Annotated in this window: 19 protein-coding genes; 2 read left to right on the top strand and 17 right to left on the bottom strand. The window is 75.3% G+C overall.

The genetic code is table 11. The annotated features are described in order from the left end of the window. Positions 1-11 precede the first annotated feature (11 nt). The 15 genes from AB0398_RS26995 to AB0398_RS27065 form a co-directional block, all read right to left on the bottom strand. A complete protein-coding gene (locus AB0398_RS26995) occupies positions 12-2,600 on the bottom strand; it encodes a polynucleotide kinase-phosphatase (RefSeq protein ID WP_366378217.1) in 2,589 nt (862 codons plus the stop codon). Next, positions 2,597-4,087, bottom strand: coding sequence for a 3' terminal RNA ribose 2'-O-methyltransferase Hen1 (locus AB0398_RS27000; protein WP_366378218.1), 1,491 nt, complete (start codon positions 4,085-4,087; stop codon positions 2,597-2,599). Before AB0398_RS27000 ends, AB0398_RS26995 begins: the two co-directional genes overlap by 4 nt. A 91-nt stretch (positions 4,088-4,178) precedes the next feature. Next, positions 4,179-5,111: a homocysteine S-methyltransferase gene (gene mmuM / locus AB0398_RS27005; RefSeq protein ID WP_366378219.1), complete on the bottom strand. Its 933-nt coding sequence runs from the start codon at positions 5,109-5,111 to the stop codon at positions 4,179-4,181. Between the two features lie 17 nt (positions 5,112-5,128). Continuing rightward, on the bottom strand, positions 5,129-6,052 hold the full coding sequence (locus AB0398_RS27010; RefSeq protein ID WP_366378220.1) for an LLM class F420-dependent oxidoreductase: 924 nt from the start codon (positions 6,050-6,052) through the stop codon (positions 5,129-5,131). 172 nt (positions 6,053-6,224) lie between these two features. Beyond that, entirely contained in the window at positions 6,225-6,716 is a 492-nt protein-coding gene (locus AB0398_RS27015; protein ID WP_366378221.1) for a DUF6099 family protein, read from the bottom strand. Positions 6,717-6,867: 151 nt separating this feature from the next. Beyond that, entirely contained in the window at positions 6,868-7,311 is a 444-nt protein-coding gene (locus AB0398_RS27020; protein ID WP_366378260.1) for a nucleotide pyrophosphohydrolase, read from the bottom strand. Between the two features lie 26 nt (positions 7,312-7,337). Further along, positions 7,338-8,801 carry an ATP-binding protein gene (locus AB0398_RS27025; protein WP_366378222.1) on the bottom strand — a complete coding sequence of 488 codons (1,464 nt, stop codon included), beginning with the start codon at positions 8,799-8,801 and terminating at the stop codon, positions 7,338-7,340. 55 nt (positions 8,802-8,856) lie between these two features. Further along, positions 8,857-9,288 carry a cell division protein SepF gene (locus AB0398_RS27030; protein WP_366378223.1) on the bottom strand — a complete coding sequence of 144 codons (432 nt, stop codon included), beginning with the start codon at positions 9,286-9,288 and terminating at the stop codon, positions 8,857-8,859. A gap of 159 nt (positions 9,289-9,447) precedes the next feature. After that, on the bottom strand, positions 9,448-10,677 hold the full coding sequence (locus tag AB0398_RS27035; protein ID WP_366378224.1) for a PLP-dependent aminotransferase family protein: 1,230 nt from the start codon (positions 10,675-10,677) through the stop codon (positions 9,448-9,450). A gap of 135 nt (positions 10,678-10,812) precedes the next feature. Next, positions 10,813-11,499: a GntR family transcriptional regulator gene (locus AB0398_RS27040; RefSeq protein WP_366378225.1), complete on the bottom strand. Its 687-nt coding sequence runs from the start codon at positions 11,497-11,499 to the stop codon at positions 10,813-10,815. Between the two features lie 105 nt (positions 11,500-11,604). Continuing rightward, on the bottom strand, positions 11,605-12,609 hold the full coding sequence (locus AB0398_RS27045) for a proline racemase family protein (protein WP_366378226.1): 1,005 nt from the start codon (positions 12,607-12,609) through the stop codon (positions 11,605-11,607). 50 nt (positions 12,610-12,659) lie between these two features. Then, a complete protein-coding gene (locus AB0398_RS27050) occupies positions 12,660-13,574 on the bottom strand; it encodes a dihydrodipicolinate synthase family protein (protein WP_366378227.1) in 915 nt (304 codons plus the stop codon). Positions 13,575-13,661: 87 nt separating this feature from the next. Then, positions 13,662-15,185 carry an FAD/NAD(P)-binding oxidoreductase gene (locus AB0398_RS27055; protein ID WP_366378228.1) on the bottom strand — a complete coding sequence of 508 codons (1,524 nt, stop codon included), beginning with the start codon at positions 15,183-15,185 and terminating at the stop codon, positions 13,662-13,664. Further along, on the bottom strand, positions 15,166-15,486 hold the full coding sequence (locus AB0398_RS27060; RefSeq protein ID WP_366378229.1) for a (2Fe-2S)-binding protein: 321 nt from the start codon (positions 15,484-15,486) through the stop codon (positions 15,166-15,168). The genes AB0398_RS27055 and AB0398_RS27060 overlap by 20 nt, the downstream gene beginning before the upstream one ends. Then, entirely contained in the window at positions 15,483-16,670 is a 1,188-nt protein-coding gene (locus tag AB0398_RS27065) for an FAD-dependent oxidoreductase (RefSeq protein WP_366378230.1), read from the bottom strand. The genes AB0398_RS27060 and AB0398_RS27065 overlap by 4 nt, the downstream gene beginning before the upstream one ends. A gap of 250 nt (positions 16,671-16,920) precedes the next feature. Between AB0398_RS27065 and AB0398_RS27070 the strand changes: the two genes are divergently transcribed. Together AB0398_RS27070 and AB0398_RS27075 are read left to right on the top strand one after the other, a co-directional pair. Next, positions 16,921-18,168 carry an SLC13 family permease gene (locus tag AB0398_RS27070; RefSeq protein ID WP_366378231.1) on the top strand — a complete coding sequence of 416 codons (1,248 nt, stop codon included), beginning with the start codon at positions 16,921-16,923 and terminating at the stop codon, positions 18,166-18,168. An 86-nt stretch (positions 18,169-18,254) separates the two neighbouring features. Next, on the top strand, positions 18,255-18,710 hold the full coding sequence (locus tag AB0398_RS27075; protein ID WP_366378232.1) for a TerB family tellurite resistance protein: 456 nt from the start codon (positions 18,255-18,257) through the stop codon (positions 18,708-18,710). Between the two features lie 76 nt (positions 18,711-18,786). Here AB0398_RS27075 and AB0398_RS27080 read toward each other — a convergent pair whose 3' ends face one another. Both AB0398_RS27080 and AB0398_RS27085 read right to left on the bottom strand, forming a co-directional pair. Continuing rightward, positions 18,787-19,737, bottom strand: coding sequence for a M56 family metallopeptidase (locus tag AB0398_RS27080; protein WP_366378233.1), 951 nt, complete (start codon positions 19,735-19,737; stop codon positions 18,787-18,789). Between the two features lie 5 nt (positions 19,738-19,742). Next, a complete protein-coding gene (locus AB0398_RS27085) occupies positions 19,743-20,147 on the bottom strand; it encodes a BlaI/MecI/CopY family transcriptional regulator (RefSeq protein ID WP_366378234.1) in 405 nt (134 codons plus the stop codon). Between the last annotated feature and the right edge of the window lie 128 nt (positions 20,148-20,275).

Below are 20,275 nucleotides of genomic sequence, written 5' to 3' on the forward strand. Positions count from 1 at the left end.
GGTCCGCCGGCTCAGAGCCTCGGGTCCACCGGCTCCGACTCCAGGGCGAGGACCGCGAAGACGGCCTCGTGGACGCGCCAGAGCGGTTCGCCGTCCGCGAGCCGGTCGAGCGCCTCCAGGCCGAGCGCGTACTCGCGCAGCGCGAGGGACCGCTTGTGGCCGAGGAAGCGCTGCCGCAGCCGCTCCAGGTTCTCCGGACGGGTGTACTCGGGGCCGTAGATGATCCGCAGGTACTCCCGGCCGCGGACCTTCACGCCCGGCTGCACCAGCCGGCCCTTCGCGTCGCGGACGAGCGCGGCAAGCGGCTTGACGACCATGCCCTCGCCGCCCGCGCCGGTCAGCTCCAGCCACCAGTCGGTGCCCGCGCGGACCGAGGCCTCGTCGCCCGTGTCGACGACGAGCCGGCGGGTGACCTGGAGCAGCCCGGTGGGGTCGTGCTCCACGAGCCGGTCGAGCCACGCGAGCTGCTCGTCGTGCGGCACGGCCGCGAGCGAGCGCCCGCGCGCCGCCAGGAGCTGGAAGGGCGCGAACCGCACGCCCTCCAGGCCCTCGGTCGGCCAGCAGTACCTGCGGTAGGCGGCGGTGAAGGCCTCCGCGTCCACCGCCCGCTCCCGCTGCCGGCCGAGCAGCCCGTCGAGCCCCTCGACCCCGCGCTCCACCGCCCGCCGCAGGGCGCCGGTCGCACCGGGCAGCACGGCGCCCGAGGCGGCGCCGACGGCCGCGTACTGGGCGCGGAGCAGACCGGCCGACTTGAGCGACCACGGCATCAGCTCGCCGTCGAGCAGCAGCCAGTCGCCCGCGCCGGAGGCGCTGTTCGATGCAGCCAGTTCCTCCCAGAGCCCGGCGGCGCCGATCGCGGTCCGCAGCCGCCCGAGGACCTCCTCGGTGACGGCGGGGTCGTCGAAGAAGGGGCGTCCGGTACGGGTGTGCAGGGCGCCCGTCACCCCGTCGGCGCCGAAGCGCTCGCGGGCCGCGTCGGCGTCCCGGCAGACCAGGGCCACGGCCCGGGAGCCCATGTGCTTCTCCTCGCACACGACCCGCTCGACGCCGTCGGCCCGGTACTGCGCGAAGGCCTCGGCCGGGTGCTCCAGGTAGCCCTCCTCCTTCGAGGTGGCGGTCGGCGCCATCGTCGGCGGCAGGTACGCGAGCAGGCTCGGGTCGACCGCGAAGCGGCTCATGACCTCCAGGGCCGCCGCCGCGTTCTCCTCGCGCACGGCGACGTTGCCGTGCTGCCGGGTCTCGACGGTCCGCCGCCCGTGCACGTCGGCCAGGTCCAGGGGGCGCCCCTGGTGCCCGCCGGGCGCGGCGGTCGCGAGCGGCCGGGCCGGCTCGTACCAGACCCGCTCGGCCGGTACGTCGACGAGTTCGCGCTCCGGCCAGCGCAGCGCGGTCATCCTCCCGCCGAAGACGGCCCCGGTGTCGAGGCAGAGGGTGTTGTTGATCCAGGAGGTGTTCGGCACGGGGGTGTGCCCGTAGACGACGGTGGCCCGCCCCCGGTACTCCTCCGCCCACGGGTAGCGCACGGGCAGCCCGAACTCGTCGGTCTCACCGGTGGTGTCCCCGTACAGCGCGTGCGAGCGCACCCGGCCGGAGGTGCGGCCGTGGTACTTCTCCGGCAGCCCGGCGTGGCAGACGACGAGGTCGCCGCCGTCGAGGACGTAGTGGCTGACGAGTCCGTCGATGAACCTCTCGACCTCGGCCCGGAACTCCTCGCTCTCGCCCTCCAGCTGCTCGATGGTCTCGGCGAGGCCGTGGGTCCGCTGGACCTTGCGGCCCTTCAGCCAGCGGCCGAGCTTGTTCTCGTGGTTGCCGGGGACGCACAGGGCGTCGCCGGAGGCCACCATGGACATCACGCGGCGCAGGACGCCCGGGGAGTCGGGGCCCCGGTCGACGAGGTCGCCGACGAAGACGGCCGTGCGCCCCTCGGGGTGGTGCCCGTCGACGTAGCCGAGCCTGCCGAGCAGGGTCTCCAGCTCGGAGCTGCAGCCGTGCACGTCGCCGACGACGTCGAAGGGGCCGGTGAGGTGGCGCAGGTCGTTGAAGCGGCGCTCCAGGACGACCTCGGCGGCCTCGACCTCCTCGACGGAGCGCAGCACGTGGACCTTGCGGAAGCCCTCGCGCTCCAGGCCGCGCAGCGAGCGCCGCAGTTCGCGGCGGTGGCGCTGGATGACGTGCGCGGGCATGTCGGCCCGGTCGGGGCGGGCCGCGTTCCGTTCGCGGCACACCTGCTCGGGCAGGTCGAGGACGATCGCGATCGGCAACACGTCGTGCGTCCTGGCGAGCTGCACGAGCTGCCGCCGGGCGTCCTGCTGCACGTTGGTGGCGTCGACGACGGTGAGCCGCCCGGCGGCCAGGCGCTTGCCGGCGATGTGGTGGAGGACGTCGAAGGCGTCGCGGCTGGCGGACTGGTCGTTCTCGTCGTCGGCGACGAGCCCCCGGCAGAAGTCGGAGGAGAGCACCTCGGTCGGCTTGAAGTGGCGCCGGGCGAAGGTGGACTTGCCGGAGCCGGTGGCGCCGACGAGCACGACGAGGGAGAGGTCGGTGACGGGCAGGACCCGGCGTGCGGTGGTGAGCCCGGTGGTGTCGGTGACGGCGGTCACGCCTGCCCCTCCTTCTCGTTCTTCTCGTTCTTCTCGTCGTTCCCGGTGGTGGTACGGGTGAAGACGGCCATCTGCGTCGGCGGTCCGACCTCGGGGTCGTCCGGGCCGACGGGGGTGAACCCGACCTCGTACCCGTACTCCCCCGCCACTCCGGACGCCCAGCTCCGGAACTCCTCGCGGGTCCACTCGAAGCGGTGGTCGCTGTGCCGGACCCGCCCGGCGGGCAGGGTCTCCCAGCGCACGTTGTACTCGACGTTCGGCGTGGTCACGAGGACCGTACGGGGCCGGGCCGAGCCGAACACCGCGTACTCCAGGGCCGGCAGCCTCGGCAGGTCCAGGTGCTCGATCACCTCGCTGAGCACGGCCGCGTCGTAGCCGGACAGGCGCTTGTCGGTGTACGCGAGGGAGCCCTGCACCAGTTTCACGCGGGCGGCCTGCCGCTCCCCCATGCGGTCGAGCCGCAGTCGGCGCGCGGCGACCGTCAGGGCGCGGACGGACACGTCGACGCCGACGACCTCGGTGAAGCGCGGGTTCTTGAGCAGGGCCTGCACCAGCTGGCCCTGTCCGCAGCCCAGGTCGAGCACGCGCGCCGCCCCGGCCGCGTCCAGCGCGGACAGGATCGCGTCCCGCCGCCGCTGGGCGAGCGGCACCGGCCGCTCCTCGGTGTCGGTGGTCTCGTCGACGGCGTTGTCGACGTCCTCGACGTCCAGGCCCTCGGCCTCGGCGAGCCGGACCAGTTCGAGCCGCTCCGTCGCCTCCCGGGCCAGGCCCCGGCGGCGGGAGAGGTAGCGCTCCGTGATCAGCTTCCGCTCGGGGTGTCCGGCGAGCCAGCCGTCACCGGCGCGCAGCAGCTTGTCGACCTCGTCGGGCGCGACCCAGTAGTGCTTGGCGTCGTCGAGGACGGGCAGCAGGACGTACAGGTGGTTGAGGGCGTCCGCGAGCCGCAGCTCGCCCTCCAGGACGAGCCGCACGTACCGCGAGTCGCCCCACTCGGGGAACTCGGCGTCCAGAGCGACCGGTTCGGCCTCCACGACGGACCAGCCCAGCGGGCCGAACAGCGCGCTCACCAGCCCGGCGCCGCCCCGGGCGGGCACCGCGGGGACCTCGATCCGCAGCGGCAGCGGCGCGGCGGCCCGCTCGGGCATCGCCTTGCAGTCGCCGTGCAGCGCGGTCTTGAAGACCTTGGCGAGCGCGACGGCGAGCAGTGAGGACGCGGCGTAGGGCCGGTCGTTCACGTACTGCGCGAGCGCGGAGTCCGGGGCGCCGCCCCGGCCCTTGCCCTTGCCGCGGCGCACGAGCGCCACGGGGTCCACCTCCAGGAGGAGCGCCGCCGTGCACCGCTCGGCGCCCGCCTCGGGGTAGAAGACGTGCGCGGTGCCGTGGGAGGTCGAGAACGACTGCGCCCGCTCGGGATGCTTGTGCAGCAGGAAGCCGAGGTCGGTCGCGGGTCGCTCCGGGTTGCCGGTCGTACTGATCGTCAGGAACACGTCTTCGAGTATGGTGCGGTCCTCCCCTGCCCCACCAGGCATTTTCCGCGCGGCCCGGACGTGCGGGCCGGTCGCGCGGGAGGCTCCCGGCTCAGCCGGTGCCGTCGGCGACGTCGGTGCCGTCGGCGGCCAGGGCCCCGGCGAGGGCGGCGATCCCGGACGGGCCGACCCGGCAGCAGCCGCCGACGAGCCGGGCCCCGGAGCGCACCCAGGCGGCGGCCCGCCCCGGATCGAAGGCGGAGCCGCCGCGCCAGTCGCGCGCCCGGGCGTCCCAGCGCTCCCCGCTGTTGGGGTAGACCACGGCCGGCTTCCCGGTCACGGCGACGGCCGTCTCCACGGCGGGGCCCGCGTCGGCCGGGTCGCAGCAGTTGACCCCGACCGCCACCACCCGGTCGTTCCCCGCGGCGACCGCGAACGCCTCCGCCAGGTCCTGCCCGGCCCGGGTCCGCCCGCCCTCGACCGTGTACGACAGCCAGACGGGCACCCCGCACCCCTCGGCCGCCCGCAGCAGCGCCTCCGCCTCCTCCGCGTCCGGCACCGTCTCCAGGGCGAGGACGTCGGGCCCGGCCGCCGCGAACACCTCGATCCTGGGCCGGTGGAACGCCTCAAGGTCCCGTACGGAGAGCCCGTACCGGCCCCGGTACTCGCTGCCGTCCGCCAGCATCGCGCCGTACGGTCCGACGGACGCGGCGACCCAGACCTCCCGCTCCCCGGCGTCCGCCGCCGACCGCGCGAGCTCCACGCTCCGGGCGAGCAGCCGCGCCGCCTCCTCCCGGCCCAGGCCCCGCCGGGCGAAGCCCTCGAAGGTGGCCTGGTACCCGGAGGTGATGAGGACCCGTGCCCCGGCCCGTACGTACGCCGTGTGCGCCTCTTCGATCCGCTCGGGTCCGTCGGCGAGGAGCCGCGCGGACCAGAGCGCGTCCGAGAGGTCGCAGCCCTGCGTCTCCAACTGGTCGGAGAGTCCGCCGTCGAGGACGAGGACCTCCGCCCGGAGGGCTTCGGCGAGCGTACGGGCCGGTCGCATCGGGGCGCTCCTCCCGCTCAGCCCAGCTGCGACTGGACCTGGGCGGAGATCAGCTCCAGGTGGTCCAGGTCGTCCAGGTCCAGGACCTGGAGGTAGACCCGGGAGGAGCCGATGGCCGCGTACCGGCCGAGCTTGTCGACGACCTCGGCGGGCGAGCCGGCCAGGCCGTTCGCCCTGAGCTCGTCCACGTCCCGCCCGATGGCGGCGGCCCGGCGGGCCACCTCGGCGTCGTCCCGGCCGACGCAGACGACCAGCGCGTTGGAGTACACCAGGTCGTCGGCCGGACGGCCGGCCGCCTCGGCGGCGGCCCGCACCCGGCCGAACTGCTTCTCGCTGTCCTCCAGGGAGGCGAAGGGGATGTTGAACTCGTCCGCGTAACGGGCGGCGAGCCGCGGGGTGCGGGTCGCGCCGTGCCCGCCGATCAGGACCGGGATCTTCTCCTGGAGGGGCTTGGGCAGCGCCGGGGAGTCGGTGAGCCGGTAGAACTCCCCCTCGTGGGTGAACGTCTTGCCGACCTCGGTCTCCCACAGACCGGTGACGATCGCGAGCTGCTCTTCGAGGCGGCCGAACTTCTCCTTCGGGAAGGGAATGCCGTAGGCCTTGTGCTCCTCCTCGAACCAGCCCGCTCCCAGGCCCAGTTCGACCCGGCCGCCGGACATCCGGTCGACCTGGGCGACCTGGATGGCGAGGACGCCGGGGAGCCGGAAGGTGCCGGCCGTCATCAGCGTGCCGAGCCGGATCCTCTTCGTCTCCCGGGCCAGTCCGGCCAGGGTGATCCAGGCGTCCGTCGGGCCGGGCAGACCGTCGGCGGACCCCATGCTGAGGTAGTGGTCGGAGCGGAAGAAGGCGTCGAAACCGAGCTCCTCGGTGGCGCGGGCCACGGTGAGGAGGGTGTCGTAGTCGGCCCCCTGCTGGGGTTCGGTGAAGATGCGGAGATCCATGCCTCCATCCTGCACCGTCGGCCGCGCGTCAACCTCCCGGCCGGCACCCGGACCGCCCGCCCCGACCGCATCCGCCGGACCCGGGCCGCCCGCCCCGACCGCACCCGCCGGACCCGCGCCCGGCAACCCGGCGAGCCCGTTCGAGCCGGGAAGGCCGGTCGGACCAGAGGCGTCAGCACGAGGGCTCCCGTCGTGGGGTAGCACGGCCCCGGGCGGGGTCGGGCGGGCGGGCGCGCTCGCCGTCGCGGACGGCGAGGCGCCGTAACATCCCGCGCACCCGGTCGCCCGACTCGTCGGTGGCGTCGATCGCCTCGATGCACTGCCAGTAGAGCCCCTCCTCGTCGGTGGCGCAGGCCACGCCCACCAGCGCGATCCCCACCTCGCCGAGCAGCTCCCCAAGCGCGGTCAGCGCCCGGTGGGGGTCCGCGACCTCGGTCAGCCGGGCCGCGCGCGGCCCTCCGGCGCCCCACACCGCCGGATACTCCCCGGTCTCGCCCAGACCCCGCGCCTCACCGCGCAACTCCTGCGGCCCGCAGAGCGCGAGCCTGCTCCCCATCGCCTGGGCGAGGGCCTGGGCCTGCCAGGCCTCCGCCACGATGTCCTGCGCCGTCCCGCTCTCCGCCAGCGCGTGCCGGCCGAGCGCGATCAATCGCTCCGCTTCCATCAACACCGCCCCCGTTCCCGCTACTTGCCACCCACTCAGTCATTACCCAGAGTGAGGCGGCCTGAGCCCAAACACCAGGGGAATTCGGAAATCTGTGGACAGGAGGCCTGACGGGGAGAAGTCGATCACTCCGAAGAGTGACGATCTTCGCTCACGGGCCCTCTCTCATCGCTTCCTCACCCCGCTCCCCACCCGTCTCCTCCCTCTCGCCCTCTTCGCCGCGCCTCTCGTCCTCTCCGTCCTCCCTCTCCCCCTCTCGGTCCCGCCTCTCGTCCTCCCCGCCCCGCCGCTTGGCGGGGAACCGGAGCTCGTTGCGGTCGATCTTGGCCGCGAGCGCCGCCAGCGGATCGATCCCGAGCGCCTCGCAGAACTGGAGGAGGTAGGCGAGCACGTCCGCCACCTCGTCGGCGACCCGGTGGGCCGACTCCGGGTCCTCCATCACCCGCTCGGCCTGCTCGGGGGTCAACCACTGGAAGATCTCCAGGAGTTCGGCCGCCTCCACGCTGAGGGCCGCCGCCAGGTTCTTGGGCGTGTGGTAGGGCTGCCAGTCGCGGGCTGCCGCGAACTCGACCAGCCTGCGCCGGAGCCCCACCACGCTGTCGTCCGTCGCGTCTTCGTACGTCACGCGCTCAGGTCTACCACCGTCACCCCGGGCGTCCGGCGCGCCTCCGCCGCCGTCCGGTCGCCCACCGCGCCCGCCAGCCGGATGTGCCCGTCCCCGGCGATCTCCACGGCGAGGCGGAGCAGTTCGCCCGACTGGCGCCGGTCGAGGCCCCGGTCGAGGCCGTCGGCGAGCAGCGTCAGGCTCTGCATGGCGTCGGGCACCTCGGCGATGCGGTCCATCTCCAGGACCCCCGGGCCCGTGAGCAGGGTGAGCGCGAGCGCCAGGTAGCGCAGTTCCCCGTCGCCGAGGCGGCCGAGCGGGGTCTCGGGCCGCCCGCCCCGTTCGAGCACCGCCCGGACGGTGCCCTCCCGGAGTTCCCGCACCCCGAGCCCCGTGACGGTCCCCGCGCAGCCGGCTCCCGCCACCGTCGCGAGGCGGTGGTGGCGGCGCGGGCAGTCGTTGTGGGTGCGGTGCAGGACCTCGGCGAGGTTGGCGCAGTCGCGCCGCAGCCGTCCCTCGCCGGGCGGCACGGGGGCCCGCATCCGCTCGGGCCGGGGGTCGCAGGCGAAGGCGGACCGCAGTCCGACGACCACCTGTTCGGCGGCGGCCAGGACCTCCAGCTGTCCGGGGGTCCGGCCGGCGACCCGCAGCGGCAGCAGGGCCGTGCCGAGGAGGTCGTCGGGGAACGGGGCCCTGGTCACGGGGGTGGTGCCCGCCGTGTGCCACTCGGCCTGGACGGTGCTGCGGCCGGGATCGCGGAGGGCGGTGGCGAGCAGGGTGCGGCCCCGGGCGGTGAGCCGTTCGCCGACGATCCGGAGCCGGGGCTCGGCCTGCACGGCGAGGTCCAGGAGGACGGGGCCGCACGGCCCGTCGACGGTGCAGCCGATGCGGAATCCGCGCCTGCCCTGGGCGTCGGGCCGGGCGCGCTCGGGGACGAGGTCGGCGGCGTCCGGGAACACCTCGTCGAGCGGGTCGCCCGCGCAGAGCCGGGCCAGCGCCTCGTACGCCCGCAGGGTGGTGGTCTTGCCGCTGCCGCTGGGCCCGGTGAAGAGGGTCACGGGGCCGAGCGCGTGCGCGGCGGAGCGGTGGCCGGCGAACGCGGAGAGGCGCAGCTCGGTGACGGTGGGCCGGGCGTCGGGCCGCTCCTCCCGCGCCTCCGGCGCGACCGGGCCCCGCGCCTCGGGGACGGAGGCACGGGGCCGGGAGGCGCGCGGAGGGGAGGTGCCCGCACCGGCGGGGGCGGCCGTCCGGGAGGGGACGCCCGTCCTGCGGGCGGGGGCGGACGCGGCGGGGTAGCGGGCCTCCGGGACGCGCGGTCCGGCAGGGGGAGCGGCGTCGGAGGGGGAAGCGGCGCCGGGTACGGAGGCGGAGCCCGGGACGGAAGCGGAAGCGGAAGCGGGATCAGGAACGGGAGCGGAAGCGGGGTCGGAGGGGTGGTTCTTCGACGTGCGGGCGAGCGCGGGGCCGCCGGTGAGGTCCATGTCCGGACCGTACGCAGGCCTTTCCCCGGCGAACCGTTACGTCGGGCGGACCTTCCTACGATCGGGGGACGCCGGCGGCCCGGCCGCCCACGGCCTCCTCCTCGTCCGCGCCCTCCGCTCCCTCGACCTCCGTGCCCGCCGGGGCGAGGAGGAAGACGTTGCGGTCGACGCGGTGCATCCCGCTGCCGAGCCCGAAGACGACGCCGCTGCTGAAGTCGAGGATCCGCTTGGCGACTTCGGTGTCGGCGCCGGTCAGATCGAGGAGCACCGGGATCTGGGCGACGAGGTACTCGGCGACCTCGCGGGCGTCGGCGAAGACCTGCACGCGGAGCACGACCATGCGGCGCTGCTCGGCGGATTCGTACTGCTCGGGGACCGTGCGGTGGTCGACCCTGGACGGCCATTCGTCACGGCCGCGCAGGGGCACGACCTGCGCGAGGCCCTCCCACTGCTCGTCGGTGACGTCGTACCTCTCGTACCTACTCATGGGTCCATCCTCCCGCTCCTCACCCGTTCGGCCCAACAACGACACGACGTGATGACGGCGTGGCGGGCGGACGGACCGGAAGGTCACCCGGTCGGCCCATTCCGTCCCGGTGCCGGGCCGCTGTCACCCGCTCCCGTTCCCCGTACCTCGCCCCGCATGTCAGACGAAGCTCTTGGCGAGCCTGCGGAGGCCTTCGCCGATCTCCTCGGCCGAGTGCGTCGTGAACGACAGACGCATGGCGCCCGGGTCCGGTTCTCCGCAGAAGAACGGAGCCCCCGGCACGTACGCCACCTCGTGTCCGACGGCGGTCCTCAGGAGCGCGGTGGCGTCGTACCCCTCGGGCAGGGTCGCCCAGACGAACATGCCGCCCTCCGGCCTGTTCCACCGGCTGCCCCCGGGCAGCGCGGCCGGCAGTCCGTCGAGCATGGCGTCCCTGCGCTCCCGGTAGGCGGCGCGCATCACCGCGACGTGCGCGTCGAGGTCGCTGTCGCGCAGGTAGCGCGCGGCCGCGGCCTGGTCGACGGTCGAGGTGTGCAGGTCGGCGGCCTGCTTGGCGATGACGCAGGAGCGGCGGAGCCCGGCGGGGGCGCGCAGGTGCCCGAGCCGCAGGCCGGGGGCCATCACCTTGGAGAAGGAGCCGAGCAGGACGGTGCGGTCGGCCGCCGCGGGGTCGGCGGCGATCCAGGGGACGGGCTCGCCGTCGTAGCGCAGTTCGCCGTACGGGTCGTCCTCGACGATCCAGAAGCCGTGGCGGGCCGCGGCCTCGGCGACGGCGGTGCGGCGCCCGGCGGGGAGGGTGCGGCCCGTGGGGTTCTGGAAGGTGGGGACGACGTAGAGGAGGGTCGGGTTCTCGCGGGCCGCGATCTCCTCAAGGGCCTCCGGGACGATGCCCTGGTCGTCGGTGGGCACGGGGACGACGCGGGCCCCGGCGAAGGCGAAGGTCTGGAGGGCGGCCAGGTAGCAGGGGTCCTCGACGAGGACCACGCCGCCCGGTTCGAGGAGGGCGGTGGCGAGGAGCGTGAGGGCCTGCTGCGAGCCGGTGGTGACGAGCAGGTCGTCGGCGTCCGTGGGCAGTCCGCGCGCGGTGAGCCGGCCGGCGACGGCGGCCCGCAGCTCCGGGTCGCCCTCGGTCGTCGAGTACTGGAGCGCCTGCCGCGGGAGGTCCGTGAGGACCCCGTCGTACGCGGCCCGGATCCCGGCCACGTCGAACAGCTCGGGTGCGGGCAGCCCGCCCGCGAAGGAGATCATCTCGGGGCGCGCCGTGAGCGCCAGGATGTCCCGTACCGGCGACGAGCCGACGCCGGCCAGCCGGGAGGCGACGGCCGGGACGGGCGCGGAGGGGGTGGAGGCGGCGGAATCGGCGTGCGCGGGCGTGGCGGCGGAAAGCATGGTGTCAGCATATAGATGCCCCGGAGGGTGTCCAGGTCGTGGGATTCCCGCCGGAGAAAGCCGAGTTGGCGCGCTTCGGGGCCGTCTCCGGAGGGCTCGGGAGCCCTCGCGGAAGACCTCCCCGGGGAGGTCTTCCTACCGGCGTCCCGCCGGCTCGTCGCGGCCCTCGGCCCACAGGGAGCGGACGTGGCCGAGGTGGCGGCGCATGCAGGCCTCGGCGCCGCGCGCGTCCCCGGCGATCATGAGGTCGAGGAGTTCGACGTGCTCCTCGGCGGAGGAGACGAGCAGACCGGCCTCGTCCAGGCCCGTCAGGCCGTAGAGGCGGGAGCGCTTGCGCAGCTCCCCGACGGTCTCGACGAGCCGCTCGTTGCCGGAGAGGCCGAGCAGGGCGAGGTGGAAGCGGCGGTCCGCCTCCAGGTAGCCGATGAGGTCGTGCTCGCGGGCGCGGGCGACGATCTCCTCGGCGACCGGGCGGAGTTCCTCCAGCTGCTCCCGCGTGGCCGACCTGGTGACCCGGCCGACGGTGGGGACCTCGATGAGGGTGCGCAGTTCGGTGTACTGGTCGAGGTCGCGCTCGCTGACCTCGGTGATGCGGAAGCCCTTGTTGCGGACGGGCTCGACCAGGCCCTCCCGGGCCAGGTCGAGCATGGCCTCGCGGACCGGGGTCGCGGAGACGCCGAGGTCGGCCGCGAGGCCGGGGGCCGAGTAGACCTGGCCGGGGCGCAGTTCCCCGGCGATCAGGGCCGCGCGGAGGGCGTGCGCGACCTGGTCGCGGAGCCTCTCCTGCGCTCTGACGAGGCCGTACTGCTTCAGGTCACCCATCGTGCGTCCTCCGAGAAGTCACGGAGGAGCATCGTACAATGTCACGTTTCGCCGTCCGGCCGGACCGCCCGCCTCCCACGGGCCCGGCGCGGGAAACCGGCGGTCTCAGAGGAGGAAGCCGGCCGGGAACGGGTCGTCGGGGTCGAGGAAGTACTGCGCCGTGCCGGTGATCCAGGCCCGGCCGGTGACGGTCGGGACGACGGCGGGCAGTCCGCCCACGGTGGTCTCGCCGACGATCCGGCCGGTGAACTCGGTCCCGATGAAGGACTCGTTGACGAAGTCGGCGCCCGGGGCGAGCAGCCCCCGGGCGTGCAGCTGGGCCATGCGGGCGCTGGTGCCGGTGCCGCACGGGGAGCGGTCGAACCAGCCGGGGTGGATGGCCATGGCGTGGCGCGAGCGGGTCGCGTCGGAGCCGGGCGCGGCCAGGTAGACGTGCTTGACCCCGGCGATGGCGGGGTTCTCCGGGTGGACGGGCCGGTCGGGCCCGGCCTCGATCGCGGCCATGACGGCGAGTCCGGCGGCGAGGAGTTCGTCCTTGCGGGCGCGGTCGAAGGGCAGCCCCAGGGAGTCGAGGTCCACGAAGGCGTAGAAGTTGCCGCCGTAGGCGAGGTCGTAGGTGACGGTGCCGTACCCGGGCACGTCCGCCTTGAGGTCGAGGCCGACGCAGTAGGAGGGCACGTTGGTGAGTGTGACCGCCTTCGCCGCGCCGTCCTCCACCCGCACGTCGACGCTCACGAGCCCCGCCGGGGTGTCGAGGCGGACGGTGGTGACCGGTTCGACGACCGGCACCATGCCCGTCTCGACGAGGACGGTGGCGACCCCGAGGGTGCCGTGGCCGCACATCGGGAGGAGGCCGGAGACCTCGATGTAGAGGACGCCGTAGTCGGCGTCGGGGCGGGTGGGCGGCTGGAGGATCGCGCCGCTCATCGCCGCGTGGCCGCGCGGCTCGTACATGAGGAGGGTGCGGACGTGGTCGAGGTGCTCGGCGAAGTGCAGCCGCCGCTCGGCCATCGTGGCGCCGGGGATCACCCCGAGGCCGCCGGTGATCACCCGGGTGGGCATGCCTTCGGTGTGGGAGTCCACCGCGTGGTAGACGTGGCGGGTGCGCATGGGTCCCCTTCTGTCGTGGGAAGCGGCCTCGGGGCCGGGGGTGTACGGGGTTACGCGTGGCCCTCCGCGAGGACCTTCTCCGTGGCGGCCCGCACGGCGGCCTCCTGCTCGGGGGCGAGCGGGAGCCGGGGCGGCCGGGAGGCGCCGCCGTGGCGTCCGGCGAGGTCCATGGAGAGCTTGATCGCCTGGACGAACTCGGTCTTCGAGTCCCAGCGGAAGAGCGGGTGGAGGGACCGGTAGAGCGGGAGGGCGGTGTCGAGGTCCCCGGCGACGGCGGCCCGGTAGAGGGTCGCGCAGGTGCGCGGGAGGGCGTTGGGGTAGCCGGCGACCCAGCCGACCGCGCCGGCGAGGACGAGTTCGAGGAGGACGTCGTCGGCGCCGGCCAGCAGGTCGAGGCCGGGGGCGAGTTCGGCGATCTCGTAGGCGCGGCGGACGTCCCCGCTGAACTCCTTGACGGCGACGACGCTGCCGTCGGCGTACAGCCGGGCGAGGAGGCCGGGGGTGAGGTCGACCTTGGTGTCGAGGGGGTTGTTGTAGGCGACGACGGGCAGGCCGACGGCGGCGACGGAGGCGAAGTGGTCGCGCACGGCGGCCTCGTCGGCCCGGTAGGCGTTGGGCGGCAGCAGCAGGACGGAGCCGGCGCCGGCCTCGGCGGCCTGCTCGGCCCAGCGGCGGGCCTCGGCGCCGCCGTACGCGGAGACGCCCGGCATGACGCGGGCGCCGTCCCCGGCGGCTTCGACGGCGGTCCGCACGACGCGGGCGCGCTCGTCGTCGGTGAGCGTCTGGTACTCGCCGAGGGAGCCGTTCGGGACGACTCCGTCGCAGCCCTCGGCGATCAGCCGGGCCACGTGGCGCGCGTAGGCGTCGTGGTCGACGGAGCCGTCGTCGCGCAGGGGGAGGGCGGTGGCGACCATGATCCCGCGCCAGGGTCGGTCGCGGTGCACGGGTGCTTGCTCGTGGACCATGAAAGGCTCCCTTGTGTGGTGTGTGACATTTTACTGAAGCTCGGACGGACCACAAGAGGCCCGCACGCGTTCGGTTCTGACGATCAATCAGCTATCGGTACGGCCCTGCTCCGGGAGCTCCGCCAGGTGCCGGAGCGGTACGGGGCAGGAGAGCGGGCGCCGGTCCGGGGCCGCCCCGTCCCCGGAGGCCGTTCCGGCGAGGGCGGCCACGGCGGGGCCGCACACGCGGCCCTGGCACCAGCCCATGCCGGCCCGGGTGAAGAGCTTGACCGTACGGGCGTCCCGCGCGCCCAGGAGGTCGACGGCCTCCGCCACGCGGGCCGCCGGCACCTCCTCGCAGCGGCAGACCTCGGTGTCCGGCCGCAGCCACCCGGTCCAGCCGGGCCCGGGCCGGTGCACGGCGCCCATCGCCTCCGCGAAGGCGCGCAGCCGGTCGCGGCGGCGCCGGAGCCCGGCCTCGCGGGGCTCCGACGCCCGGCCGCCGAGGAGGGCGCGGGCGACGGAGAGGGCCGCCAGCGTCCCTTCGACGACCGCGAGCCGGGCGCCGCCGATACCGCCCGCTTCCCCGGCGGCCCAGACGCCGGGGACCGAGGTCGCCTGCGCGGCGTCGAGGACGAGGGCGGCCGTCCCGTCGGCGGCCGTGCGGGTCGCGCAGCCGAGCGCCGTGGCGAGTTCGAGCTGCGGTACGAGGCCGTGGCCGACGGCGAGCGCGTCGCAGGGGATCCGGCGGCCGGTCCCCGGCAGGGGCCGCCAGTCGGGGCCGAGCCGCGCCACGGTCACCGCCTCGACGCGCGCGGAGCCGTGGGCCTCGACGACCGCGTGACGGGCGAGGAGCCTGGTGCCGTACCGCAGCAACGCGCCCCCGTGCAGGGCTCCTTCGGCGAGCTTGGCGGGGTTGCGGAGGAGCGTCGGGACGAAGCCGGAGTAGCCCAGGTACGCACCGGCCTCGACGACGGCGGGGACGCGGGCGCCCGCCGCCGCCAGCGAGTCGGCGACCGCCAGGAGCAGGGGTCCGCTGCCGGCCACGACGACCCGGCGGCCGGGCAGGACGAGCCCGCCCTTGAGCATCGCCTGCGCGCCCCCGGCGCCCACCACGCCCGGCAGTGTCCAGCCGGGGAAGGGCAGTTGGCGCTCGTGGGAGCCGGTGGCCAGGAGCACCGCGCGGGCCCGGACGGTCGCGGCGCTCCCGTCGCCCTCGGCCACGGCGTGCAGCGTCCGGTCCGCACCTTCGGCCACCACCGCCCAGACGTGGTGGCCGGGCAGGTGGACGACCCGGCCCGCCCGGACGAAGCCGTCCAGGGCCGCCGTCCGCCGGGTGAACTCCCGCCAGTCGTGGTGGAGCGCCCCGGGCCGCAGCGCGCCGAGGCCGGGCGCGGGATGCCGGTGGTACTGGCCCCCGGGCCGGTCCCCCGCGTCGACGAGGACCACCCGGAGCCCGCGCCGGGCCGCCTCCACGGCGGCGGCGAGCCCGGCGGGACCGGCGCCGACGACGGCGAGGTCGGAGTCGTACGACGCTCCTGGTCCCTTCTCCGAGGGCCCGTTCGAGGGCTCAGACGGCTCGGGTGGTCCGGGCGTGGACAGTCTCGGCGGCTCAGACGGTGAGTTCCGCACGGCCCGTCCCCTCCTGTGTCGTGACGGCGTCGCCCGGGCGGGCCGGGGTGAGGCAGGCGCGCTGGTTGGGGCGTCCGTTGACCGTGACGAGGCAGTCGAAGCAGCTGCCCATGCCGCAGAAGACCCCGCGCGGCGCCCCGGCGTTCCGCGTGGTGCGCCAGGTCAGGATGCCCGCGCCCCACAGGACGGCGGCGACGGACTGGCCGTCGAGCGCGGTGAGCGGGCGCCCGTCGAACGTGACGGTGAAGGCGGCCCCGGCCCGGCCGCCGACCAGGTCGCGCGGGGTACGGCGTCGTCTCATCGGGTGCTCTCCCGTCGTCCGGGGCCGGAGGTGTGGTCGAACCGTTCGGGCCGGAAGGGCGCCGGGTCCACGCCCTCCGCCCCCTCCCCCGCGCCGCCCGTGAGCGCGGCGGCGATCAGGAGTCCCGTGGCCGGGGCGAGGCCGATGCCCGCGCCCTCGTGGCCGCAGGCGTGCAGCAGCCCCGGGACGCGCGGGTCGGGTCCGATCGCCGGGAGGTGGTCCGGCAGATAGGGGCGGAAGCCGTGGTAGGCGCGCAGCACCCGCACGTCGGCGAGGACCGGGAAGAGCGCGGCGGCCCGGACGGCGAGCCGGCGCAGGGCCTCGGTGGACAGGGAGCGGTCGAAGCCGACGCGTTCGCGGGTGGCCCCGATGAGGACGGGCCCGGCGGGGGTGCCCTCGACGACGGCCGAGGACTGGAGCGCGGCCGAACCGCTGGCCACGTCCGCGATGTAGTCGGCGGCGTACACCTTGTGGCGCACGACCCTGGGCAGGGGTTCGGTCACGAGCACGAAGCCGCGCCGGGGCCGTACCGGAAGCTCCGTACCGGCGAGGGCGGCGACCGCGCCGCCCCAGGTCCCGGCCGCGTTGACGACGGCGGGGGCGGCGAGTTCGCGGCGGGCGGTGCGGACTCCGCGCACGGCCCCGGAGGGGGTGCGGAGGATGCCGGTGACCTCCTCTCCGAGGTGGACGGCGGCGCCGGAGGCGGCGAGGAGGCGGGCCGCCGCGCGGGCGGGCTGGACCTGGGAGTCCTGCGGGTAGTGGAAGCCGCCCGCGAGGCCGTCGGCGAGGTGGGGTTCGAGGGCGCGCAGCCCGTCGCCGGGGACCTCGGCGGTCTCGACGCCGGCCGCCCGCTGCCCTTCCGCGAAGGCGCGCAGGGCCTTGAGGGCGGTCGGGTCGGGCGCCACGACGAGGCCGCCCTTGGCCTCGTACTCGATGTCGGGCGGGAGCAGGGCGGAGAGGTCGCGCCAGAGGCGCGCGGAGAGCAGGGCGAGGTCGAGTTCGGGTCCGGGCTCCTTGTCGGAGACGAGGAGGTTGCCCTCGCCGGCGCCGGTGGTGCCGCCCGCGACCGGGCCCCGGTCGACGACCGCGACGGAGAGTCCCGCGCGGCCGGCGAAGTACGCGCAGGCGGCTCCGACGACGCCCGCGCCGATGATCACGGCGTCCGGGCTCTGGCTCTTGGACACGGCGGCGGTGTGTCGCATTCTCTCGGGGACGGGCGGGGCGGTGCGGGGTGTCTCACGGTCATCTCGCTCGTACGCGCGCCGAGTCGACCTCGCTCACGGCTGCGGCACGATCGGTACAATAGTAATGTGAAATTGCACTGACAAGGGGTGGGTGGGAACCCGGCCGAAAAAGCACGGCGGGAGCGGGCCAGCCAGGACTCACCGGCACCCGGAGCCGTCCCGCCCTCCGCCACCCCGGATGATCGGACGCATGCTCGTCTCGTCCGTGTCCGTGCTCGCCCTGGCCGTGGTGCTCTTCTGCGCCGTGGCCCGCCCCTTCCGCCTCCCCGAGGCGGTCTTCGCGCTGCCCGCCGCCGGCGCCGTCCTCGCGGTGGGGGCGGTCACGCCCGACGCCGTGCGTGAGGAGGCCGAACGGCTCGGGCCGGTGATCGGCTTCCTCGCGGCCGTCCTCGTCCTGGCCAAGCTCTGCGACGACGAGGGCCTCTTCCACGCCTGCGGCGCCTGGATGGCCCGCTGGTCGCGCCGTCGGCCCCAGCGGCTGCTCGGCGCCGTCTTCGGCCTCGCCTCGCTGATCACCGCCGCGCTGAGCCTGGACGCGACGGTCGTCCTGCTGACCCCGGTGGTCTTCGCGACGGCCGCCCGGATGGGGGCCCGCCCCAAACCCCACGTCTACGCGAGCGCCCACCTGTCGAACACGGCCTCGCTGCTCCTGCCCGTCTCGAACCTGACCAACCTGCTCGCCTTCACGGCCACCGGCCTCGGCTTCACCCGGTTCGCGCTCCTGATGCTGCTTCCCTGGCTCACCGCCGTCGCGGTCGAGTACGCGGTCTTCCGCCGCTTCTTCGCCCGCGACCTCGCCGCACCGGCCGACGCCACCGAGCCGCCGGAGCCCGTCGAACTCCCGCTCTTCGCCCTGGTCACCGTGGCCGCGACCCTCGTCGGCTTCGCCGTCGCCTCGGCCGTCGGCGTGGACCCGGCGTGGGCGGCCGCGGCGGGCGCCGCCGTCCTCGCCGTACGGGCCCTGGCGCGCCGCCGCACCACCCCGCGCGCGCTCGTCCGCTCGGCCTCGCTGCCCTTCCTCGCGTTCGTCCTGGCCCTGGGCGTCGTCGTCCGCGCCGTCGTCGACAACGGCCTCGGGACCGTCCTGGCCCACCTCCTGCCGGACGGCACCTCGCTGCCGGCCCTGCTGGGCGCCGCCGCGCTCGCCGCCGTCCTCGCCAACCTCATCAACAACCTGCCCGCGACCCTGGCCCTGGTCCCGCTGGCGGCCGGGTCCGGGCCCGGCGCGGTGCTCGCCGTCCTGATCGGCGTGAACATCGGCCCCAACCTCACGTACGCGGGCTCGCTCGCCACCCTCCTCTGGCGCCGCATCGCCCACCACCACCGCCATCCGGTCGACCTCGGGGAGTTCACCCGCCTCGGCCTGCTCACCGTCCCCGCGGCCCTCGTCGCCTCGACGGCGGCCCTGTGGCTCTCGCTCCTGGTCCTGGGCGGGTGACCGGGATCCGCGGGCCCGGGAACTCCCGGCGGTACTGCTAAGTTCTACACGTAAGTAGAAATAAGCGATCGACGTCTGGAGTGCTCATGGCTCTGTGGGACCGCATCAAGGAATCCGCATCGACGATGCAGACCCAGCTGGTGGCGAAGAAGAACGACCTGAAGAGCGGCGCGTTCCGGGACGCGAGCATGGCCATGTGCGCCCTCGTCGCCGCCGCCGACGGCACGATCGACCCCTCGGAGCGCCGCCGGGTCGCCCAGCTCATCGCGACCAACGAGGTGTTGCAGAACTTCGACGCGCTCGACCTCCAGCGCCGCTTCGACGCCAACCTGGACAAGCTCACCGCCGACTTCGACTTCGGCAAGGTCGGCGTCCTCCAGGAGATCGCCAAGGCGAAGAAGAAGCCGGCCGAGGCCCGCGCCGTCGTCCAGATCGGCATCGTCATCGGCGGCGCCGACGGCGACTTCGACAAGACGGAACAGGCCGTGGTCCGCGAGGCCTGCTTCACCCTGGAGCTGCCGCCCCACGAGTTCGATCTCTAGGGCGCGTCCGGCGGTTTCGGTACGGCCGGCACGCCGGGAGGCGAGGGCCCGGCGTACCGACCGCTCGCCGTACCGGCTACACCGACGTCGTGGCCGCGTGCAGCACGAAGTACAGCGTGACGGCCGAGTTCGCCGAGGACAGGGCCGAGACCGTCGTGCCGAAGGCGGCGCCCCAGGCGGCCAGTCCGGCCGCCGTGCACACCGGCGGCCAGGCGCGGCCCATCGGGGCCGGGCGCATCAGGGCGGCGACCCGCCGGGGCACCGGGCCCACCGCCGCCAGGGCGGGGAGCGTGGCGGCGGGGGCGCGGGGGGCGAGCAGCGCGGCCTTGCCGATCGCCCGCGCCACGGTGCGGCGGCTGCCGACCTCGGCCGCCGCCTCCTCGTCGGCCCAGCGCTCGGCGGTGTACGCGACGGCGGTGCGCAGCGGGCGCAGGAACGGGTTGGCCCGGGCCGCCAGGTGGACCGTGAGCAGGTGCCGGTGGTGACGCCCGTTCAGATGGGCCCGCTCGTGGGCGAAGAGGGCCCGGCGCTCGGCGGACCCGAGCCCGGCGAGCATGCCGGTGCTGACCACGACCCGCCCGCGGCCGTGCCCGCGGCCGCGACCGCCGGGGAGCGCGTACGCGTACGGCGTGCGGTCCGGCAGCACCGCGACGGACGTCGGCGGCAGCCCGGCGAGCGCGCCCGCCGTCCGGCGGCGCACCCGCGCCTGCCGCCACGCGGCGACGGCGCAGGAGACCAGGACGGCGAGCAGCGCGGGGATGGCCGCCCGGCCCGCGATCTCGTCGTACGGGACGGCCGCGCGCACGTCGGGGTCCGACCAGCTGTCGGGGAGCGGGTTGCCGGGCAGTTGCGCGGTGCCCACGATCATGAGCAGCCCGAGGCAGAGCGTGCTGCACACGGCGGAGACACCGGCGACGGCGGCGAGCAGCCGGGTCGCGGTGCGGGGGTGGAGCCGCTGTTCGGCGAGGCGGGCGACCGGCCACGCGGTGAGCGGAAGGACCAGGGGAAGGAAGACGAAGACTCCCATGGCGGTCAGCCTTCCTCCTCCCCGGCCTCCGGGGCGAGGAGTTCACGGAGGAGTCGCTCGTCGTTCGGCGAGAGGGCGGTCACGAAGCTGGCCAGGACCGCCTGCCGGTCCGCCTCGGCGTCCAGGACCTTCCGCATCCGCAGCGCGGCGAGCCCCGCCTCGTCCGCGACCGCCGTCCACCGGAAGGACCGGCCGGCGCGCTCGCGTTCGACGGCGCCCTTCGCGCGCAGACGGGTCAGGATGGTGATCACGGTGGTGTAGGCGAGGCCGCCGCCGAGCCGCTCCCGCACCCACGCCACGGGCACCGGCTCGGACGCCTCGCGCAGGACGGCGAGCACCTGGGCCTCCAGCTCGCCCTGCCCGCGCCTGCGGGCGGGGCCCTCCGCCCCGTCCTCGCTCCGGTCCACCATGCCGCCGCCCTTCCGCTCCTGCCGCGCCCGGCGGCGCCGTCCGCCGCCCGCCCGGTCGGCAGGCCATCGTACTGAGCGGGCGGCGAAAAGGCCCGGGCCGAGGCCCAAGGACGGCGAAGAGGCCCGGG

This window comes from Streptomyces sp. NPDC086147, from assembly GCF_040702165.1.
Taxonomy (GTDB): domain Bacteria; phylum Actinomycetota; class Actinomycetes; order Streptomycetales; family Streptomycetaceae; genus Streptomyces.

Excerpts from the sequence above, each read along its gene's own strand:
- mmuM (WP_366378219.1), bottom strand. The coding sequence starts at position 5,111 with ATGCGACCGGCCCGTACGCTCGCCGAAGCCCTCCGGGCGGAGGTCCTC.
- AB0398_RS27010 (WP_366378220.1), bottom strand. The coding sequence starts at position 6,052 with ATGGATCTCCGCATCTTCACCGAACCCCAGCAGGGGGCCGACTACGAC.
- AB0398_RS27015 (WP_366378221.1), bottom strand. The coding sequence starts at position 6,716 with ATGGAAGCGGAGCGATTGATCGCGCTCGGCCGGCACGCGCTGGCGGAG.
- AB0398_RS27025 (WP_366378222.1), bottom strand. The coding sequence starts at position 8,801 with ATGGACCTCACCGGCGGCCCCGCGCTCGCCCGCACGTCGAAGAACCAC.
- AB0398_RS27030 (WP_366378223.1), bottom strand. The coding sequence starts at position 9,288 with ATGAGTAGGTACGAGAGGTACGACGTCACCGACGAGCAGTGGGAGGGC.
- AB0398_RS27035 (WP_366378224.1), bottom strand. The coding sequence starts at position 10,677 with ATGCTTTCCGCCGCCACGCCCGCGCACGCCGATTCCGCCGCCTCCACC.
- AB0398_RS27040 (WP_366378225.1), bottom strand. The coding sequence starts at position 11,499 with ATGGGTGACCTGAAGCAGTACGGCCTCGTCAGAGCGCAGGAGAGGCTC.
- AB0398_RS27045 (WP_366378226.1), bottom strand. The coding sequence starts at position 12,609 with ATGCGCACCCGCCACGTCTACCACGCGGTGGACTCCCACACCGAAGGC.
- AB0398_RS27050 (WP_366378227.1), bottom strand. The coding sequence starts at position 13,574 with ATGGTCCACGAGCAAGCACCCGTGCACCGCGACCGACCCTGGCGCGGG.
- AB0398_RS27060 (WP_366378229.1), bottom strand. The coding sequence starts at position 15,486 with ATGAGACGACGCCGTACCCCGCGCGACCTGGTCGGCGGCCGGGCCGGG.
- AB0398_RS27070 (WP_366378231.1), top strand. The coding sequence starts at position 16,921 with ATGCTCGTCTCGTCCGTGTCCGTGCTCGCCCTGGCCGTGGTGCTCTTC.
- AB0398_RS27075 (WP_366378232.1), top strand. The coding sequence starts at position 18,255 with ATGGCTCTGTGGGACCGCATCAAGGAATCCGCATCGACGATGCAGACC.
- AB0398_RS27080 (WP_366378233.1), bottom strand. The coding sequence starts at position 19,737 with ATGGGAGTCTTCGTCTTCCTTCCCCTGGTCCTTCCGCTCACCGCGTGG.
- AB0398_RS27085 (WP_366378234.1), bottom strand. The coding sequence starts at position 20,147 with ATGGTGGACCGGAGCGAGGACGGGGCGGAGGGCCCCGCCCGCAGGCGC.